At 57.7% G+C, this 17,948-nt stretch carries 13 protein-coding genes and 1 riboswitch; of the genes, 10 read left to right on the top strand and 3 right to left on the bottom strand.

Features of this window, described 5'->3' with window-relative positions; translation table 11 throughout:
• Window positions 1-80 precede the first annotated feature (80 nt).
• Both LRP59_RS07455 and LRP59_RS07450 read right to left on the bottom strand, forming a co-directional pair.
• On the bottom strand, window positions 81-2,924 hold the full coding sequence (locus LRP59_RS07455; RefSeq protein ID WP_002513906.1) for an FAD-binding and (Fe-S)-binding domain-containing protein: 2,844 nt from the start codon (window positions 2,922-2,924) through the stop codon (window positions 81-83).
• 79 nt (window positions 2,925-3,003) lie between these two features.
• Window positions 3,004-3,657 (bottom strand): class F sortase, encoded by a 654-nt coding sequence (locus LRP59_RS07450; RefSeq protein WP_002521828.1) that lies wholly within the window; start codon window positions 3,655-3,657, stop codon window positions 3,004-3,006.
• 447 nt (window positions 3,658-4,104) lie between these two features.
• Here LRP59_RS07450 and rpsA point away from each other — a divergent pair, with 447 nt between their 5' ends.
• From rpsA to LRP59_RS07400, 10 genes are all read left to right on the top strand, one after another.
• A complete protein-coding gene (gene rpsA / locus LRP59_RS07445) occupies window positions 4,105-5,601 on the top strand; it encodes a 30S ribosomal protein S1 (RefSeq protein ID WP_002513903.1) in 1,497 nt (498 codons plus the stop codon).
• 231 nt (window positions 5,602-5,832) lie between these two features.
• On the top strand, window positions 5,833-7,236 hold the full coding sequence (locus tag LRP59_RS07440) for an HtaA domain-containing protein (RefSeq protein ID WP_002532188.1): 1,404 nt from the start codon (window positions 5,833-5,835) through the stop codon (window positions 7,234-7,236).
• 382 nt (window positions 7,237-7,618) lie between these two features.
• Window positions 7,619-8,461, top strand: a complete 843-nt coding sequence (locus tag LRP59_RS07435) for a hemin ABC transporter substrate-binding protein (RefSeq protein WP_002533122.1) — start codon at window positions 7,619-7,621, stop codon at window positions 8,459-8,461.
• Entirely contained in the window at window positions 8,458-9,516 is a 1,059-nt protein-coding gene (locus LRP59_RS07430; RefSeq protein WP_002513899.1) for an iron ABC transporter permease, read from the top strand. The genes LRP59_RS07435 and LRP59_RS07430 overlap by 4 nt, the downstream gene beginning before the upstream one ends.
• Complete coding sequence (locus tag LRP59_RS07425; protein ID WP_002521824.1) at window positions 9,516-10,319, top strand: heme ABC transporter ATP-binding protein; 804 nt, start codon at window positions 9,516-9,518, stop codon at window positions 10,317-10,319. Before LRP59_RS07430 ends, LRP59_RS07425 begins: the two co-directional genes overlap by 1 nt.
• Window positions 10,298-12,028 (top strand): ABC transporter ATP-binding protein/permease, encoded by a 1,731-nt coding sequence (locus LRP59_RS07420; RefSeq protein ID WP_002513897.1) that lies wholly within the window; start codon window positions 10,298-10,300, stop codon window positions 12,026-12,028. Before LRP59_RS07425 ends, LRP59_RS07420 begins: the two co-directional genes overlap by 22 nt.
• The gene (locus LRP59_RS07415) at window positions 12,025-13,695 is read left to right on the top strand and encodes an amino acid ABC transporter ATP-binding/permease protein (RefSeq protein ID WP_187361744.1); all 1,671 of its coding nucleotides are present in this window, start codon (window positions 12,025-12,027) and stop codon (window positions 13,693-13,695) included. Before LRP59_RS07420 ends, LRP59_RS07415 begins: the two co-directional genes overlap by 4 nt.
• Before the next feature lie 28 nt (window positions 13,696-13,723).
• Window positions 13,724-14,410: a dephospho-CoA kinase gene (gene coaE, locus LRP59_RS07410; protein WP_002513895.1), complete on the top strand. Its 687-nt coding sequence runs from the start codon at window positions 13,724-13,726 to the stop codon at window positions 14,408-14,410.
• Between the two features lie 365 nt (window positions 14,411-14,775).
• A riboswitch (cobalamin riboswitch) is annotated at window positions 14,776-14,852 on the top strand.
• Between the two features lie 97 nt (window positions 14,853-14,949).
• Window positions 14,950-15,984, top strand: coding sequence for an HtaA domain-containing protein (locus LRP59_RS07405; RefSeq protein ID WP_312845848.1), 1,035 nt, complete (start codon window positions 14,950-14,952; stop codon window positions 15,982-15,984).
• Entirely contained in the window at window positions 15,984-16,505 is a 522-nt protein-coding gene (locus LRP59_RS07400; protein ID WP_252236835.1) for an HtaA domain-containing protein, read from the top strand. The genes LRP59_RS07405 and LRP59_RS07400 overlap by 1 nt, the downstream gene beginning before the upstream one ends.
• Window positions 16,506-16,957: 452 nt before the next feature.
• Here the strand turns inward: LRP59_RS07400 and LRP59_RS07395 are convergent, their stop codons facing one another.
• Window positions 16,958-17,938, bottom strand: a complete 981-nt coding sequence (locus LRP59_RS07395) for an ATP-binding protein (protein ID WP_002513893.1) — start codon at window positions 17,936-17,938, stop codon at window positions 16,958-16,960.
• Between the last annotated feature and the right edge of the window lie 10 nt (window positions 17,939-17,948).

Genomic DNA, 17,948 nt, shown 5'->3' with positions numbered 1-17,948 from the left:
GCGGGATTGAAGTGGCCATTGCGAACCCGGTGGATGACGGTGCCGACGTGCAGCGTCGGAAGAAGCTCTCATGCGTGGGGTCATGCTGGGGCATACTCCACCATGCGCTCGGCGAGTACCGAGAGGGCGTGACGCCAGGGCTTGCCCGTAGCTCGTTTCATGCCGAGTTCGCAGGTGCGGTTGGCGGACAGATAGAGGTCGAATTCTCGTTCTGCTAGCTCCGTTGCCTCGCGGCGAGTGGCTGACTTGGTGAGCTCTGGATGTAGCATGCCGCGGTCCCCGGCGAACCCGCAGCAGCCCCAGGCGTTGGCGACGACGACTTCGTCTGCCACCGCTTCGGCACAGCGCTGCAACGAGTCGTTCCAGCCCATCCGGGTTGACGAGCATGTTGGGTGGAGTGCCGCCGACGCGACCTTGGGTAGCCCTGGCATGATGGGCAGAACCTCGTCGGCGACGTACTGGACAGCATCGACTACTCGAATGTCCTTGACACCTTCATACTCGAGCTCGTGGACGAAGCCTTCCGAACAACTCACCGCGTCGGAGAGCACCGTCAGTTCGCCGTCTCGGGTAGCTTGGCGCATGATGTCAACCACACGACGACGCATCGTCGCGTACCCCTGTGTCATCCCCTTGGATTTCCATGGGGTGCCGCAGCACAGCGAGTTGATCCCCTCAGGAACAGTCACCCCGATCCCAGCCGCGGTGAGCAGAGAAATTATCGCAAATTCGATTGTCTTCTCGCCCGGCATGACGCCACCGAACATGGTGTTGACACAGGCCGGCAGGTACACCACCTCGGGGCGTCCATGCGGGACGCTGCGGTGACCGGAGCTGCGTCGTTTACCACCACCAGGCAACTCATCGGAAACTTGCGGAATACGGTCGGCTCCCAAGACAGCACGGGCAGCTCCGGTGAGGACATTGGTTGCTGCTGCGGGAACAGGTTTGATCGCTGACATCCCGGCGCTTGCCGCCGTGACGAAGGGCCCCCATCCCTTAGCCGCTAGATCCCAGGTGGCCTGCCAGACTGCTGGGTTATGTTCGGCACGGAGCCGCCGTACCAGATCGCCGGTATTGATGTGTACAGGACAGTTGGTTTGGCACATGCCGTCAACGGCACAGGTCTGCACTACCGGGTAGGTCGCACGTTCTTCAAGGTCGGTCGCGAGCTCTTCATCCCCGTCAGCTCGTGCTTGAGCGATGGCGCGTTGCATGACGATCCGCTGGCGAGGCGTCAATGTGAGATCCCGTGACGGGCAAACCGGTTCGCAGTACCCACATTCGACACACCGATCGACCTCATCTTGGACAGTTGGGGTGAGCTTGACCTCCTTGAGGTGTAATTTCGGGTCGTCGGTGATGATGGTTCCGCGGTTGAGCACTCCTACTGGGTCCACTGATTTTTTGACCTGACGCATGATTCGGTAAAGGTCAGGCCCGTATTGACGTGCGACGAAGGGCGCCATGATGCGTCCGGTGCCATGCTCGGCCTTGAGGGTGCCGTGGGTATTGAGGACAAGGGTCACCATGTCCTCGGTGAATTTTTCGTAACGATCCAAGCCTGCTTTGTTGCGGAAGTCTTCGACGACGAGGAAGTGAATGTTCCCGTCCTTGGCATGGCCGAAGATGATCGACTCTGGGTAATTGTGTTCGCTGAAAAGTTGCTGCAGGTCTTCGCACACCGCGGCGAGGTTTTCGACGGGAACGGCGATGTCCTCCAGCAGGGCTGTCTGGCCTGACTGCCGTGTGCCGGCGACCTTGGCATAAAGGCCATTGCGCAGGGTCCAGATTGGGCCACGCACAGCGGGGGCGTCGGTGAACGTGGGCTTATTGACCAGATCCAGCTCGGAGATGACGGAGTTGCCAGCTGTGACAGCCTCATCTCGTGATTTTTGATCTGGGCAGTGGTACTCGACGAGAAGAGCAGCATCTCCGCTCCCGGGAGCTGGCGGAATGATGTGACCGTGGGCCGGGTCATCGCGACACAACTGGAGGGACGAGGAATCCATCAGCTCAGTGACGGTCACCCCGGATTTCACTAAAGCTGGTAGTGCTTTGGTGGCAGCGTCAAGAGTGGGGAAGTGGAGCAAGGCGGTGGCCAGGTTTGGCATGATCTTCACGGTGTTCATAACGGCCGAGGAGATGAATCCAAGGGTTCCCTCCGAACCGATCATGAGGTGGGAGAGGATCTGCGCTGGAGTGTCGTAGTCGAGGAAGGCGTTGAGCCCATAACCCATCGTGTTCTTGCGCGAGAATTGGAAAGCGATTTCGTCGGCACGGGCCTGCTCTCGGCATTGGTCTCGTAGTGCCATGAGCGTCTCGACGAGTTCGGGCTCGTCATGGGCCAGTTTGTCCTCACATTGTGGGTCAGCGGTGTCAATGACGGTGCCTGATGCCAACACAAAGACCATGGAGTCGAGGGTGCGGTAAGAATTGGCGACGGTGCCGCAACTCATACCTGAGGAGTTGTCGGCCAGCACTCCGCCGAGGGTGCATGCCACTGACGACGCCGGGTCGGGGCCGAGTTTGCGTCCGTACCTGGCAAGGACGGAATTGACGGCGACGATCGTCGCCCCAGGCTGGACGCGAACCTTGCGGCCGCCGTCGAGCACCTCAATGCCGCGGAAGGACCGTCGGGTGTCGACCATGACACCGTTCGTCAAGCCCTGCCCGGACAGACTCGTTCCGCCGGAGCGGAAATTGACAGCCACCTTGTAGCGTTTGGCAGCCGCCATGGCTGCAGCGACGTCGGAGGTGGATTCGGCGCGGACGAGGACGCTAGGAGTGAGCAGGTAGTGGGATGCATCAGGAGCTACTGCGGCGAGGTCGAGCGGATCTTGGCTGACCTTGCTTTCTCCAAGGGCCTCTAGAAGATCTGTGAGGAGCGAGGATGGAAGGGGCGAGCGCGCACTACGGTTCATAAGCTTCAGAATAGAAGTGGTCGAATATGCACGCTCGCCTCAGGGTGGCCTTAGGTGAAATTATGGAGCCTGATAAAGATCATGCGACTGGATATGCGTAGAAGATGACGCGAGAGTCAAATTCTCCAGTTTTTTTGACGTAATCCCAGCAGATCACGATGGCGGCCTGGGCTGGACCATTGTTGTCGTAAAGAATATTTGAATTAGGGTTGTAGTCCTTGACCATGACCTTGATGTCGTGATCGTAGCGGTAACACACGGTCTGCCCCGCCTTGTCAGTCAGGCGGATAATGTCGCCCTTTTTGATGCCGTTGTTTTTGTCGTAGAGGCGGTTACCAAGAGCCCCGCCCTTGTGGTAAGTATGCGCGGTTAGCACAGCGTTCCCCTTGTCGGAACCGATCTTCGGGCCTTGGTTAAACCAAGCCATTGACGAGGGATCATTCTTTGGCGGTGCTCCAGCGGCCCCAGTCTCATCTACGCCTCGGGATAGTACCTTCGCGGACACCTTCATCCCGTCGATGGAATATTTCACCGGCATGATCGGCTTGGGGGTTTTCATGCAGCCGGCTGGGACCGGGCCTTTTTTCACAGCCGAAGCGGCGGGAATGCCTGATGTGCTAGATGTCGTGGTCGCGGTGGTTGATGATGCTGCTCCACCAGCAGAGTCGCTGTTATTGTTGTGCTGAATGAAGATAACGGCGATAGCGGCGATGATGAGAGCAATGACCACCACGAGCGCAACGATTCGCCACTTCGGACTGCCCGACTGTGCGCTGTCGCCGGCATGGGTAGTCGAACTGTTCGACGGGGTTGACCCGGTGGAAGGTTCTTGGCGTCGGGGAGACCGATCGGTCATAACTGTGATGTCCTCCAGGGCTTGCGAGGGTTCAGGCTCGGGATGGATTTCCCGAATGCGGACGGGGTCCGAGGGAACGGATCCGGATATAGGCTACCCTCTTGTACAATAGACCTCCTATTTGTGCTCAACTTCCGTGTTGACGGTGAGCACGGCAAGACCCGTTTGAAAAGGAGGTTGGTTGACCCTTCGGGGTTTCGGGTATTACGCTGGCTACTGCGTTGTGGTCTGTGCGATCTCGGACGGGAGTAGATCGTGCTCGACCCCACGGTCGGGGCTGCGGCGTGTTTCAAGCCATATGACATCAAATCGGAGTCCTACTACATGACCTCCTCCACTGAGGCCTCCACCTCGAACCCGGTCGACACCGACCAGCAGAATGCCGCCAACACCGCCGATGGATCCGTGGCGGTTGACGACCTTGGTAGCCCGGAGGCCTTTCTGGCCGCTGTGGACGCCACCATCAAGTACTTCAATGACGGCGACATCGTCTCTGGGACCGTCGTCAAGGTGGACCGCGACGAGGTCCTCCTTGACATCGGTTACAAGACTGAGGGTGTCATCCCGTCCAAAGAGTTGTCGATCAAGCACGACGTGGACCCCTTTGAGGTCGTCAATGTCGGTGATGAGATCGAGGCCCTCGTTCAGCAGAAGGAGGACAAGGAGGGTCGTCTGATCCTGTCCAAGAAGCGTGCCCAGTATGAGCGCGCCTGGGGCACGATTGAGCAGATCAAGGAAGAAGACGGGGTCGTCACCGGTACCGTCATCGAGGTCGTCAAGGGTGGACTTATTGTCGACATCGGCCTGCGTGGCTTCCTTCCCGCTTCCCTTGTTGAGATGCGCCGAGTCCGTGACCTCCAGCCCTACGTGGGTCAGGAGATCGAGGCCAAGATCATCGAGCTCGACAAGAACCGCAACAACGTTGTGCTGTCGCGTCGTGCGTGGCTCGAGCAGACTCAGTCTGAGGTTCGTCAGAACTTCCTACATCAGCTGCAGAAGGGTCAGATCCGCAAGGGCGTTGTCTCCTCGATCGTCAACTTCGGTGCCTTTGTTGACCTGGGCGGTGTGGACGGCCTAGTCCATGTCTCCGAGCTGTCCTGGAAGCATATCGACCACCCGAGCGAGGTCGTCGAGGTTGGTCAGCCTGTCACTGTCGAGGTGCTGGACGTCGACATGGATCGTGAGCGCGTCTCGCTGTCCCTCAAAGCGACCCAGGAGGATCCGTGGCAGGCGTTCGCCCGTCTGCACCAGATTGGTCAGATTGTTCCTGGCAAGGTCACCAAGCTCGTTCCGTTTGGCGCTTTCGTCCGCGTCGAGGACGGCATTGAGGGTCTGGTCCACGTGTCCGAGCTGGCCGAGCGCCACGTCGAAATCCCTGAGCAGGTCGTTAGCGTCAACGACGATGTCATGGTCAAGATCATCGACATCGACCTCGACCGTCGCCGCATCTCGCTGTCCCTTAAGCAGGCCAACGAGGGTATCGACGTGGAGTCTGACGAGTTCGATCCGTCGCTGTACGGGATGGCTGCCTCCTATGATGAGGACGGTAACTACATCTACCCCGAGGGCTTTGATCCGGAGACCAATGAGTGGAAGCCGGGTTACGACGAGCAGCGCATCGCTTGGGAGCAGCAGTACGCCGAGGCTCAGGCTCGCTGGGAGGCTCACCGCAAGCAGGTCATTGAGGCCGAGCAGGCCGACCAGGAAGCCGCTCTTACCGATGGTGGCGCCCAGTCGTCCTACACCAGTGGCCCGGCTGAGGGCTCGCTGGCGTCCGATGAGGCTCTGCAGGCTCTTCGTGACAAGTTGACCCATAACTGATTCTACTTTTCGTCGAAACTTCGAAGGGCTCCGCCATAATGGCGGAGCCCTTCGTTTGTGTTTCTTGGGCTGCTCGGAGGCGAACGGTCCTTCCTTTTGCTAGCTCGATGTTCCTCGGTGTCAGGAGTCCGATTATGGGGCGCGGTTTCATGCTTGCGCGTATGAATTAGGCAAGGCTAACCCTATGGGTGGCCCAAGGTGGGCCGTATTCACAACCGAAGGGGACGTCTCATGACCACATCGGCCATGCGCAAAATCGTCGCCAGTGTGCTCGGGGCCATCTTGGCCCTTACCGGAGTGTTGATCACTCCGGCGGCATGGGCAGCTGGTCCGACGGTAACCGTGATACCAGTAGGTCGGGAGGGAGGTGATATCACCATCAGTGGAAAGGGATTCTCGACTACTGGCTTCGGTGTCTACGTTGCTGTGGCACTGGCCTCGGTGACCGAGTTCTATGGCAATTCGGACAAGTTCTACGGCTATGACCCGAGCAAGGACACGACGGAGTCCCCATCGACAATCTGGGTCTATACCCCGAGTCAAAAAGCTATTGGCTCCCGGTTCGCTCAAGGTAGGCCGATGAATAACGATGGGTCTTTTACCATCACGATGAAAGCCCCTCCCTTTGAACAAGGCAAGGATTTCGTCGTCCTCACCACGAAGGCTCATGGAGTTGGTAAGACAGATCACTCTGACGATACCCGTACTCCGGTGACTTATCGGGAAGCTACACCGGCTCCTACAGGGCCGAAGACCCCAATTGCCCCATCGAAGCAGCCGAGTAAGCAAGCTGCCCCGTCGAAGCAGGCTAAGCCCAGTAAGCAGGCTGGCCCGAACAAGCAGAGCACGACACCACAGAAGAAGACGGTAGAACACAGGTCCCAGACTCCGGCCGCCCATCGCACCATGACCAAACAGGTCTGCACAATCGGTGCGTCCAAGGTGACCTCGGGTTCGCTGACCTGGGGTATCCGAACATCCTTCACCAGTTACCTGCGTGGTCCTATTGCCAATGGCTCGTGGAAGCTTTCGGGCGGCGCCAACTGGAACGGTTCGGCCTTCACTTTCCCTCTCACCAGCGGCTCATTCGATCCCGCTACCAAGTCTGGATCTCTTAAGTACTCCGGCTCGGTTCACATGACTGGCCATCACGGCATTCTGGACATGACGCTGGCTGAGCCTTCCCTACAGATCAAGGGCTCGACTGGTCACCTCTATCTTGACGTCAAGTCCTCTTCGATGGATGGAAAGAAAACCAACTATGGTCGCGTTGATTTTGCCACTTTCGGGGTATCGGTCTCCGGTAACGCCGCCATTAAAGGTTCGCCGGTCAAGCTGACCGCGACTGGTGCCAAGGCTTTTGCCGGTTTTTACAGGGCTGGTGAGCCGATGAACCCGTTGTCGACGAACCTCACCTTGTCAGCGGAGAAGGTCTGCCACAACGTCACTGTTGACGCTGTCACCGGAAAGGTCATCGGTGACGACTCCGGTAAGGGTGCGGGACGGGGACTGCCCGTTACCGGTGCTGAGGGCCCATCCAGTGACGAAATCGATCTCGGTATCGTCGGAGGGCTCGCCCTCACCGCCATGGTCTCGACGGTGGTCGTCTGCCGTCGTTACGCTGCCCGGATCTGATCCGTTCGTCGAACGCCGTCATTTCGCACGCAGACAAAGTGCCGGCAGGGATGGGGGCACTCGTCCCCATCCCTGCCACATTCCCGAAAACGAGTTTCGAAAGTTGAGAACCATGATCCGGATGTACCGTCGAGTTGCCGGAGTCGGCTTGGCTCTGACCATGTTGGTGGCCGGCTGTGGTCATTCCTCCTCGACCTCCCAAGGTCCTGCCACATCCTCCACGCCGGTACCGTCCGTCGCGACATCGTCGACGAGGGCGGCATCAGCCACTTCACAGGCAGCGCGGGATTTGCCTGACCCGCACACCCTTCGCGGTCTCACGGAAGTGCCAGAACTACCTGATCCGAAGCCAGTCGAGGGGTCGTCTGCCCAAAAGCTTCCAGTGACCGTCACTGACGTCGAGGGGAACAAGGTGACGATCAAAAGCACCTCGAGAATTCTCGCTCTTGACCTCTACGGCACCTTGTCACGCACCCTCATTGGACTTGGATTGGGCGACAAGATCGTCGGGCGCACTGTTTCCTCCACTGAAAAGCAGTTGCATGACCGCCCCGTGGTGACAGAAAACGGACACGTTCTTAACGTCGAGGCCGTCGCAGGTCTGAAACCGTCGGTCATCATCGCCGACCGCAGCGTGGGTCCGAAGGAGGCCCTCGATCAGCTCCGTAAATCCGGGATTCCGGTGGTGCTCGTAGATCCCCACCGCAGTGTCGGCTCCACTCCTCAGCTTATTCGCACTATTGCCGAGGCCGTCGGAAAGCCTGATGCAGGCGAAGCCCTGGTGAAACGTACCCAAGAGCAGATCGACCAGGCCAAAAAGCAGATAGCAGCATGGAAACCTGCCAAGCCGATGCGAGTCGCTTTCCTCTACGTTCGCGGAAGTGCTGGCGTTTTCTTCATTCTTGGTTCTGAGAACGGGGCCAACGAGCTTATCCAGGGGGTGGGTGCCGATGACGTCGCCTCCGACAAAGGCATAAAGACCCTCGTACCTGCCAACGCCGAATCCCTGGTCTCCATCAACCCGGATGCGATCTTCGTCATGAGGGATGGGCTTGCTTCCACCGGGGGGATGAAGGGACTGCTGGCTAGAGCTGGCGTCGCTAACACCACCGCAGGGCGCAAGCAACGGGTTATTTCCATTCCTGATGGAATCTCGCTGTCTTTCGGGCCCCAAACCGGGGAGGTCCTGACCGCTGTGGCCAAGGCTTTGTACGGAGTCAAATGAGCGCCCTGTCACAGCCGGTTGTCCAGCGTTCTGGGATTGAGCGACGGACTCGGGTTCGCGTTATCTCCACCATCTGCCTCGTCATCATCGTGTGTGGTTTAGTGCTGTTGTCAGCGATGGTTGGTCAGTACCGCGTCGAGGCCACCGACGTCATCAAAATCGTTTTCGGGAGGTCGGCCACTGATGCCATGGCCGAGTCGGTGCTGTGGCAGATCCGCTTTCCGCGCATTGTTCTTGGCCTGCTAGTGGGGGCTAGTCTTGCTGTGGCCGGAGCCGTCATGCAGGCGCTGTTTTCCAATCCGCTCGCTGAACCCGGTGTCATTGGCGTGTCATCGGGGGCGGCTGTGGGGGCATCGATCATGATTGTGGTCGCCCCCAATTTTTTGTCCGGGTTCGGGGTGCCGGCAGCGGCATTTGTGTCCGGACTGCTTGCGGCCAGTTCGGTCTACATTATGGCGCGGTCCGGACGACGAGCTGAGTCGACGACCCTAGTTCTGACTGGCATCGCGGTGACGGCCGTGTGTTCGGCTATCACCTCAATATCCACTTATGTTGCGCCGACTACCGCCCGGGACCAAATTGTCTTCTGGCAGATGGGATCCCTGAGCGGGACAACCTGGAGTCACGTGGCAACGGTCGGGACGGTAGCCAGTGTCGGGATTGTCTGGGCCATCCTTATTGCTGGCAAGCTCGACACTCTGGCCTTGGGCGAGAGGGCTGCAGGGCACTTGGGAGTCAACGTCAATCGGTTACGGTTGTCATCGATAGCTTTGACAGCACTGCTTACTTCGGCGGCGGTGGCTTATGCCGGAGTTATCACATTTGTGGGGCTCATAGTGCCGCATGTTTTGAGGCTGCTCATCGGGCCAGCCAACAAATGGCTCATCCCGTCTGCCTTGTTGGGAGGTTGTCTGTTGGTCACACTGTCCGACATCGCTGCTCGAACTGTGGTGCCCTACGCCGATCTGCCCATTGGCATCTTTACTGCCATCGTTGGCGGTCCTACTTTCTTCATATTGTTGAGACGAGGCATGGGTGGTGAGAAAGCCCTGTGATGATCCGTGCGCGGGACGTGACCTTTTGTTACGGGGAGCGAAGGATCCTCGACGGGATCAACCTCGACGTCCAAGCAGGTGAATTCGTCGGTTTGCTGGGGCCGAATGGCGCGGGTAAATCCACCCTACTGAGCGTGCTCTGTGGTGACCTTGAGGGTTGGCAGGGAACGGTTGAACTCGACGGAGCGCCTCTTCAAAAGCTCTCTCGTCCCCAGCTGGCGCTGCGTCGCTCAGTGATGCCCCAGTTCAGCGAGTTCCCTTTCTCCTATCTCGTTCACGACATTGTCATGATGGGACGATCCCCACATCCACGCGGCCCTGACGACGCCGTCATCGTCGATAGGGCGATGGAACGTACCGAGGTCACTGGCCTTGTCGATCGAGAGGTGACGCGTCTATCAGGTGGCGAACGCGCCCGGGTGACGTTGGCCAGGGTGCTTGCCCAGCAGGAACCCTGTGTTTTCCTTGATGAGCCGACTGCTGCCCTCGATATCTGTCATCAGGAACGCACTATGGCGATCTGTCACGAATTGGCCGATGCGGGGTGCGCGGTCGTTGCCGTCATGCACGACGTGGCGTTGGCGGCAGCGTGCTGCGACCGGATCGCTTTGTTGTCCGGAGGAAAAATACTGGCCGTGGGGCCAGCTGTGGAGGTGCTCACCGAGGATAATCTCACCACGGTGTATCGATGGCCCATCGAGGTCGTCACCTTGCCGGGAGGGGAGCTCGTCATCCTGCCGAGACGCGCCCGAACCGCCAGCCACGATGAGCGAAGGAAGCCATGTCGGGTTCAGTATCGGTGATGTCGCCACAGTCGGGTTCGCGAGCCCGACGTGTGGCTGCCGTTCATATTGTGGAGGTCGTCGCTACTTGCCTTTTCCTCGTCGCAGTAGGCCAAATTATCGGTGGTCGTTTCGAGGATTTCGCCCCGGCTCTTGGCTGGTGCTGGGCGATGGGCATCGGTGGGGTGGTGGCTGCTGTTGCGGCTGGGGCTGCGGTGTCGATGTCGGGCCGTCATGCCCGTGCTGAGGAGGCAGCTCTGCACCCCAAAGTTCTCGATGTTCTTTACCGTCGATCCCTCACTGGCCCGCCTGCCGCAGACGAGGGGGAACGAGTCATTACTTTAGCTACCGATAATGCTGAGCGGGTCAGTGAGTATCGTCAAGTTTTTCTCCCTGACATCCTTGCGGCCCTGGCCACTCCGGTGTTGGTGTGTCTGGTTATCCTCGTCGGTTTGGACTGGCTCACCGGCCTGGTCGTGTTACTAGCCTGCCCCCTCATTCCGACGCTGATTGGTGGATTCGTCAAGCTGTTTCGCAAGCGATCGTCAGATTCTCATCGTGAGCGTGCCCGTCTTACTGCTCACTACTTGGATGCTCTGTCAAATCTCGTCCTCATCCGAATGCTGGGTGCGGGACGGCGAGTGGAGGACGATCTGCGTCGACGAGGTGAGACTAACCGCAGGACCATCATGAAGCTATTGGCTGGCAATCAGATCGTCATTGTTGTCGTTGATGGTCTGTTCTCCCTGCTCTTCATCGCTATGGCTGCGGGTTTGGCCATGACGAGGTGGCAGGGTGACGATATTTCGGCGACTTCGGCGATTACCATCGTGCTGCTGTCGGTGCTGCTGCTGGAACCGCTGCACCAGGTCGCTGCTTTCTTCTACATCGGCATGGGGGGTATCGCCTCCCAGAAGGCGCTGAGGAAGTGGTTCGACGCGGCTCCGTCAGCGCTAATGACTTCGGATTCCGCATCCTCGATGCCGACATCGCAGCGGTCAGCTCATGTCCCTGTGTCAGAGGACGGAACTATTCGGCTGCGTAACGTCAGCGTCGGATACGGTGAAACCGAGGTCCTGCACGGGGTCAGCCTCGATATTACCCACGGTGGTCGTACCGCCATCATTGGCCGTTCTGGGGCTGGCAAGTCGACGTTGCTTTCTGTCCTTAGCGGGACTCTGCCTCCTAAGAGCGGGGAGGTCTATGTCGGTGGTTTCGACGCCTTAACAGCTGCACCGGGGGCAGTCAGGAGTATTAGTGCTTCAGTGAACCAGCGTACCTGGCTCTTTGCGGGCACTGTGGCAGACAACCTTGCGATCGCGAACCCGAGCGCCACACGTGAGCAGATGCGGGATGCATTACGACGAGCTGGCGTGGCCGACGAAGTTGAGGCGATGCCGAAGGGTCTGGACTCCGATGTGGGGGAGCAAGGAAGATTGATGTCGGGCGGGCAGGCTCAACGGATCTCGTTAGCCAGGGCTTTCCTGTCAGGACGTAACATCCTGCTGCTTGATGAGCCGACGTCTCACGTCGATGCTGATTCCGAGCGCCGCATTATCGACGCTATCTCGCAGATTGGTGACAGCACCACCGTCGTGATGGTGACTCATCGTCGCCGGTTGTTGAGACTGGCCCACGACGTCCAGCGGGTCAGCGCAGGCACGCTCTCACCGGCTGACGATGTCGATTCCATCGAGGATGACCGAACTGAGACGGAGGACTGGGCATGACTGAACCATCGACCCGCCAAGTCGTGAGGTGGCTCACCAATATCACCCGTCCAGTGCATCCACCGCTGTACTTTTCGACCCTCATGAGGGTTGTTCACCTGCTAGCCGACATCGGCCTGTTCTCGATGGCCGCCGGGGGAATGGTCGCTGTTGTTACCGCTGGCTGGTCGGCGTGGGCGTGGTTGGGATGGGTTGTCGGGCTGGCAGCTGTACAGGCCCTTGCCTACTATCTGGAGCAGTTCAGCGGGCACTATGTGGCTTTCAAAGCTCTGGAGATATTGCGCACCTACGCTTTCTCCCAGCTGTGGCCCAAGGCTCCGGCAGTTGTTTCGCACTCGCGTACTGGCGATGTGTTGGCCAGTCTTACTCGCGATGTCGATCGCATCGAGGTGGTCTATGCTCACACCTTCGCTCCCGTGGTGGCAGCTATCGTGGCCCCGCTTGTCGCTGTGGTTACGGGGGGAGTCCTATACGGATGGTTTGTGGTAGCCATTCCAGCCGTTATCCTCGTCGTCCTCATCGTGGCCCTGCTGGCCATCGGGACACATGCCAGTCTGGACGCCATCCACGAGATGCTTGGGGTGAGACGCGAACTGGCTGCTCACATCACCGACTCGGTCTTCGGTGCCGCGGAGATCGTCGGGTATGGCCGTCAGTCCGACCGGACTATGCAGATGGCTCGTCTCGATGCGGACATTGCTGCTGGGTCCGCCAAAGCCCGCCGTTATGCCGCCATGCGTCGGGCCTCCTGTGTGGCCGCCACGATGGGGATCGTCGCTTGGGTGTCTGTTGTGGGTGTGAGTGGTGGTGTGGATGGTGTTGGGGTGTGTGTTTTGGTGGTTGCGGGTTTAAGGGTTGTTGAGGGGTTGCGGGGTGTGGAGGATGCTGTCGGGTATCTTGATCATTCGTTGGCAGCTGCGAGGCGTCTGTGGTGTCTGAGTTATTCACCGGTGGAAGTTGTTGATGGGCCGGAGGAATTGTGTTTGGATCATGCTCCGGCGCTGGGGTGGCGGGGTGTGAGTTTTTGTTATCGTGACGCGGATGGTGTGCCGTTGCCTGCGGTGCTTGAGGATGTCACTTTGGGTGTTCCGGCTGGGGGTCATGTCGTTGTGACGGGGGCGTCGGGTTCGGGTAAGACGACGTTGGTGAATTTGTTGTTGCGTCATCATGATCCGGATGTTGGGCAGGTTCTGGTGGATGGTGATCCGGTGTCGTCGTTCACTCTTGATTCGTTGCGCAGATCCATCGGGGTGGTTTCGCAGCGGGTGGAGTTGTTGAATGCTTCTATTGCTGACAATTTGAGGTTGGTGGCTCCTGATGCTGGTGATGGTGAGTTGTGGCGTGTTCTTGGTGAGGTTGGTTTGGCTGGTGAGGTGCGTGGTGTGGAGGCTGGGTTGCGTACCGTTGTTGGGCCGGCTGGTACGAGGCTTTCGGGGGGTCAGGCTCAGCGGTTAACAGTGGCCAGGGTGATTCTGCAGCGGCCGAGGGTCCTTATTCTTGATGAGTTTACTGCGTCTGTAGATCCTGATTTGGCAGTTGAGATTCGTGTGAATTTGGCGCGGTGTTTGCCTGGGGTCACTGTGGTGGAGATTAGTCATGAATGCGATTGTGGTGGTGAGACTGTTGTGGTGGACCGTGGCAGGGTTGTGAAGCATCTGCGTCGATAATTAGCAGGGTGCCCGGGGGAGACGGGATGTGAGGCGCACGGTGGTAAGTGATGAGACGACGGCGCGGGATGTTGCGCGAGCTGGTTGGGTCGCCGGGACCGGTGGTGTTGTTCGGGTGGGTCTGACTGGTGGTATTGCCAGTGGTAAGTCGACGGTGTCGCAGATGCTGGGTGAGCGTGGAGCTGTCATTATCGATTATGACCGGCTCTCCCGGGATGTCGTTGCGGTGGGGACGCAGGGGCTTGCTCGGGTCGTTGAGGCCTTTGGGTGTGAGGTTCTTGTTGCTGATGGTTCTCTTAATCGATCGGCTCTGGGGTCGATCGTGTTTGCTGATTTGCAGGCGCGTCGCCGTCTTGAAGCCATTATTCATCCGCTGGTAGAAGAAGCTGCCCACCGGGTCGACGAGGAAGCCCGGGCCGCCGATGGACTCGTGGTCGTTGTCCATGACATCCCGCTGCTCGTCGAAACTGGGCGTGCCGACGAGTTCGATGTCGTGATGGTGGCCGACGTCGATCCGGCTGAGCAGGTACGTCGGGTTGTCGAGAGGGATGGGTGCAGTCAGGCCGATGCGTGGGCGAGGATTCGTGCTCAGGCTTCTCGTAAGGAGCGTCTGGCGGTTGCCGATGTCATTATCGATACCAGCGTTCCGCTGGAGGATCTGCCCGAGCAGATCGATCGGGTGTGGTCACGGATTGTGGGAGCTCTCCGCCCTTGATCGGCGATGAGGAAGAAACGTGACTGTTCTTCGTCAGGCGGTTTTACTGGCGCTGTGTGGTAGCGAAGGTGAATAAAGGGCGTCCATATTTCCACGAACATGTGTGATAACTGCCGCATGAGAACAAGAGCCCCAGGATATGGGAGATGGAAAATATTTGCATACACTAACGTTCATCAATCGATCTATTTTGATGCAAAAATATCTCCTATGAGTACCTGGGAAGAGTATGCGATCCAGGGGATACTTCTTTGCTTAACGCCTTGGTTGAGGGGAAATGGTCAGTGGTTCAGGGGGGTCGATGTGATGAATATATGCCATGTTATAGTTACGCCATCAGCTGATGCTGAGCGCTTGTCCCCTTGGGGAAGCCGGTGAGTATTCCGGCGCTGTCCCGCAACCGTGACCTGGATGTGTTAATTCATCTGGAAGCCGGAACACCGGGAGGATGAGTGGAAAGGAACATCCGTCGTGGGTTGCGGAGGATCCTTGGGGAATATAGGTTTCCCGCCTCCGCTCCTCAGAAGGGAGTAGACGCGATGGTGAGTATTGTTAGCCGTGCTACTCGTATAGTTCGGCTTGCGGCTGTGGCTGCGGTGGCTGCCAGTGTAGGCATGAGTACCGGGCCAGCTTGGGCTGATCAACCTGATGCAGACCAGAGTCAACGGCAGGTTGCATCGGGTGCAATGCACTGGACCATAAATTCTCATTTTTTGAATGCTCTAAAAATGATGATGCATGGATCATGGTCCACGAGTAGCGGCGCAAGTTGGAATGGCAAAACATTTTCATTCCCGGCGAGCAAAGGTAGCTTGAGTTCCACTGCGCAGAGGGCAGATGTGAAGTACTCCGGTACTGTTCATTTTACCGGTGTTGGCGGAAGAATGGATCTTACTCTCGCTGACCCTGAGATTGTCGTTAACAATGGCGATGATCATGTGATTATGTCTGTGAAGTCCAAGACTATGGTCGGGCAGTTGGTTGACTATGGCCGTATAACTTTCGTTGATATGACCGGCTCTATTACGCAGGGTCAAAACGATGCAGCTCAGGTTGTGGGGACCAATGTCAAGCTGAATAGCCAAGCCGTCGATGCATTCGCTGGCTTCTATCAAGCTGGAAAGCCCATGGATGACATCGATTCGTCCTTAAAGCTTGGGTCTCAATCCTCTCGCCCGGAGCCGACGGTGGCTCCTAAGCCGAGTGTTAAACCAAAGCCGAAAGTATCTCCTAAGCCGAGTGCTAAGCCAAAGCCGAAAGTATCTCCTAAGCCGAGTGCTAAGCCAAAGCCGACGGTGGCTCCCAAACCTGACCAAAACACAATTATGGCGCCACAGTCGGATGCTGCGACGGGAGCTGCTGCTGGTGAGGCTCCGTCCACGGGTGCCCACAAGATTATCCGCAAGCAGGTGTGCACGGTCGTCCCTGGGGCGTCGAGGGCTACGTCACCTACATCTATACCAGCCAAGGTTGGCAAGGGCAGCATGAACTGGGGGGTTTCGACCTCATTCGTCAATGCTCTCAAGGGCCCGATGCAAGGCAAGTGGACGATGTCGGGGGGGAGCCTCCGCTGATGGGACTCGGTTCAACTTCCCGTTCAGTGGGGGGTAGCTACGATAGGGCCACGAAGACGGGAAACCTTAATTTTTCTGGCGGTGTTCACTTTACGGGGGTGCATGGACTCCTTGATCTATCGCTGAGTGATCCTTCCCTTTCTTTGAAGAATGGGAAGGGCGTCATGAAGCTTACCTTGAATGCTGGAGGAATGGCACCCTTTAAAGGCAGGGTTGACTTTGCGAATGTTTCCGTTGTTCCATCCGGGTCTGGTTTTACTGCGACGTCTGTTGTTTTGACTGGGAACGGCGTACAGGTGTGGAATGGTTTCTATAAGAAGGGCCATTCGATGGACAACTTCTCTGTTTCGTTGGGGGATAAATCGGATTCCGCGTCCGCGGCGAAGCAAAATTCTGCTTCCCTGGTGAAAAAGAGCTCTGCGTCTCCGACGAAGCGGGAATGTCACGATGTTCTGGTCGATGCTAAGACAGGTCAGATCATATCCGGTAGCAATGGGTCACTGCCTAATACTGGTGTGTGATGATTATTTGTTGATCAGCATGTGCTGACGACAGTGATAGGTGGGGGTCATTTGGCCCCCACCTATGTGTTACTGCGTATGTGGTTGGTGCCGCGTAGTAGTTCTGGTAGCTGACGGCGTTTTCGGCTTGCAGTGTCACATGTGACTAGGATTGAGCATTGACCAGGTCACATGCCGTGGCCGCCTCGGCAGGAATCGTGACTGCCGTATAGACCTCCAGTCGCAGCAGGATCACTGAGTGTTCGGCTGTGATCGCGTTGGGCTCCACTCCATTAGCCCGTAGGGCATTGTTGAGGGGGCTATCACGTATGCTGGAAAAGCCAGGCAAGACCGATATCGTTAGGGACCCAAGCCCCGACCCACCAGACCCCCAAATAACCGGAGCCTCCCATGCCGTCTAGTTGTATCTCCGAGGTCTTTGTGTTCGATGGGGTCCTGTTGCTTGATCTTGTCTATCCGCGTGGAGCCCGCGCGACGCTCGACGCATATTGTAACCGATGATTGAGGACCAGGGGGGCGACTTTTTCGAGATCGGCCTGAATAATTCGGTCTCGTCCCGCCCACGCTGCTAAGGCTCTTGCGGCGTGAATGATGGTGATGTCGCCTCGATGGCCGTCGATGTTGGAATCCAGACAGATCTGTACCGCTGTGGAAAGAATATCTTTTGGAATCTCGACGGATTGGACTAGGGTCATGGAATTTTCGATGCGTTCGGCTAATCGTCTGCTATGCGAGGACCATTCTGTAATAAATCCATCAGGATCATCTTCGAATGATAGTCGACGTTGTACGATCTCCATCCGTACCTCGGGATCGGTCTCTCCCTGGACCGTAACGCACAGTCCGAACCGATCCAGCAATTGTGGACGTAGCTGGCCTTCTTCGGGATTCATCGTTCCTACCAAGCTGAAACGGGATGGATGGATCACGCTCATGCCTTCCCGCTCAACGGTATTCACTCCCATAGCTGCAGAATCCAGCAAGATGTCGACGATGTGATCGTCAAGAAGATTGACTTCATCGATGTACAGTATTCCTCGGTGTGCCGACGCTAGCAGGCCAGGCTGGAACCTTTGCTGCCCTCGGACTAAGGCTGTTTCTACGTCAAGTGTCCCGGCAACCCTGTCTTCGGTGACCCCAACCGGTAGCTCCACTACTGGAACTTGCCGAAGCTGTAGATTCTTGGAGCTTGGAACCCCTAAAGAATCTCCGTAGATACGTTGCTCATCAGCACTTAGATGATAAACGTCGTCAACCTGAGAAATGGTAGGCATTATTTGCGCCATTCCTCTGACGGCTGTTGATTTTGCTGTTCCCTTGTCTCCCTGGATGAGTACTCCTGATAAGCGGGGGTATATAGTGCACAGGATAAGGCTAAGCTTCATCTCCTCCTGGCCAACGATCGCCGCGAAGGGATAGATAGGTTTTTTCATGTCAATCTCT

The organism is Cutibacterium sp. 37298, assembly GCF_023838685.1.
Lineage (GTDB): Bacteria > Actinomycetota > Actinomycetes > Propionibacteriales > Propionibacteriaceae > Cutibacterium > Cutibacterium acnes.
The sequence above is the reverse complement of the archived record's forward strand: the minus strand, read 5'-3'. Positions and strand labels throughout refer to the sequence as shown.

Excerpts from the sequence above, each read along its gene's own strand:
- LRP59_RS07455 (WP_002513906.1), bottom strand. The coding sequence starts at position 2,924 with ATGAACCGTAGTGCGCGCTCGCCCCTTCCATCCTCGCTCCTCACAGAT.
- rpsA (WP_002513903.1), top strand. The coding sequence starts at position 4,105 with ATGACCTCCTCCACTGAGGCCTCCACCTCGAACCCGGTCGACACCGAC.
- LRP59_RS07440 (WP_002532188.1), top strand. The coding sequence starts at position 5,833 with ATGACCACATCGGCCATGCGCAAAATCGTCGCCAGTGTGCTCGGGGCC.
- LRP59_RS07430 (WP_002513899.1), top strand. The coding sequence starts at position 8,458 with ATGAGCGCCCTGTCACAGCCGGTTGTCCAGCGTTCTGGGATTGAGCGA.
- LRP59_RS07425 (WP_002521824.1), top strand. The coding sequence starts at position 9,516 with ATGATCCGTGCGCGGGACGTGACCTTTTGTTACGGGGAGCGAAGGATC.
- LRP59_RS07420 (WP_002513897.1), top strand. The coding sequence starts at position 10,298 with ATGTCGGGTTCAGTATCGGTGATGTCGCCACAGTCGGGTTCGCGAGCC.
- LRP59_RS07415 (WP_187361744.1), top strand. The coding sequence starts at position 12,025 with ATGACTGAACCATCGACCCGCCAAGTCGTGAGGTGGCTCACCAATATC.
- LRP59_RS07405 (WP_312845848.1), top strand. The coding sequence starts at position 14,950 with ATGGTGAGTATTGTTAGCCGTGCTACTCGTATAGTTCGGCTTGCGGCT.
- LRP59_RS07400 (WP_252236835.1), top strand. The coding sequence starts at position 15,984 with ATGGGACTCGGTTCAACTTCCCGTTCAGTGGGGGGTAGCTACGATAGG.
- LRP59_RS07395 (WP_002513893.1), bottom strand. The coding sequence starts at position 17,938 with ATGAAAAAACCTATCTATCCCTTCGCGGCGATCGTTGGCCAGGAGGAG.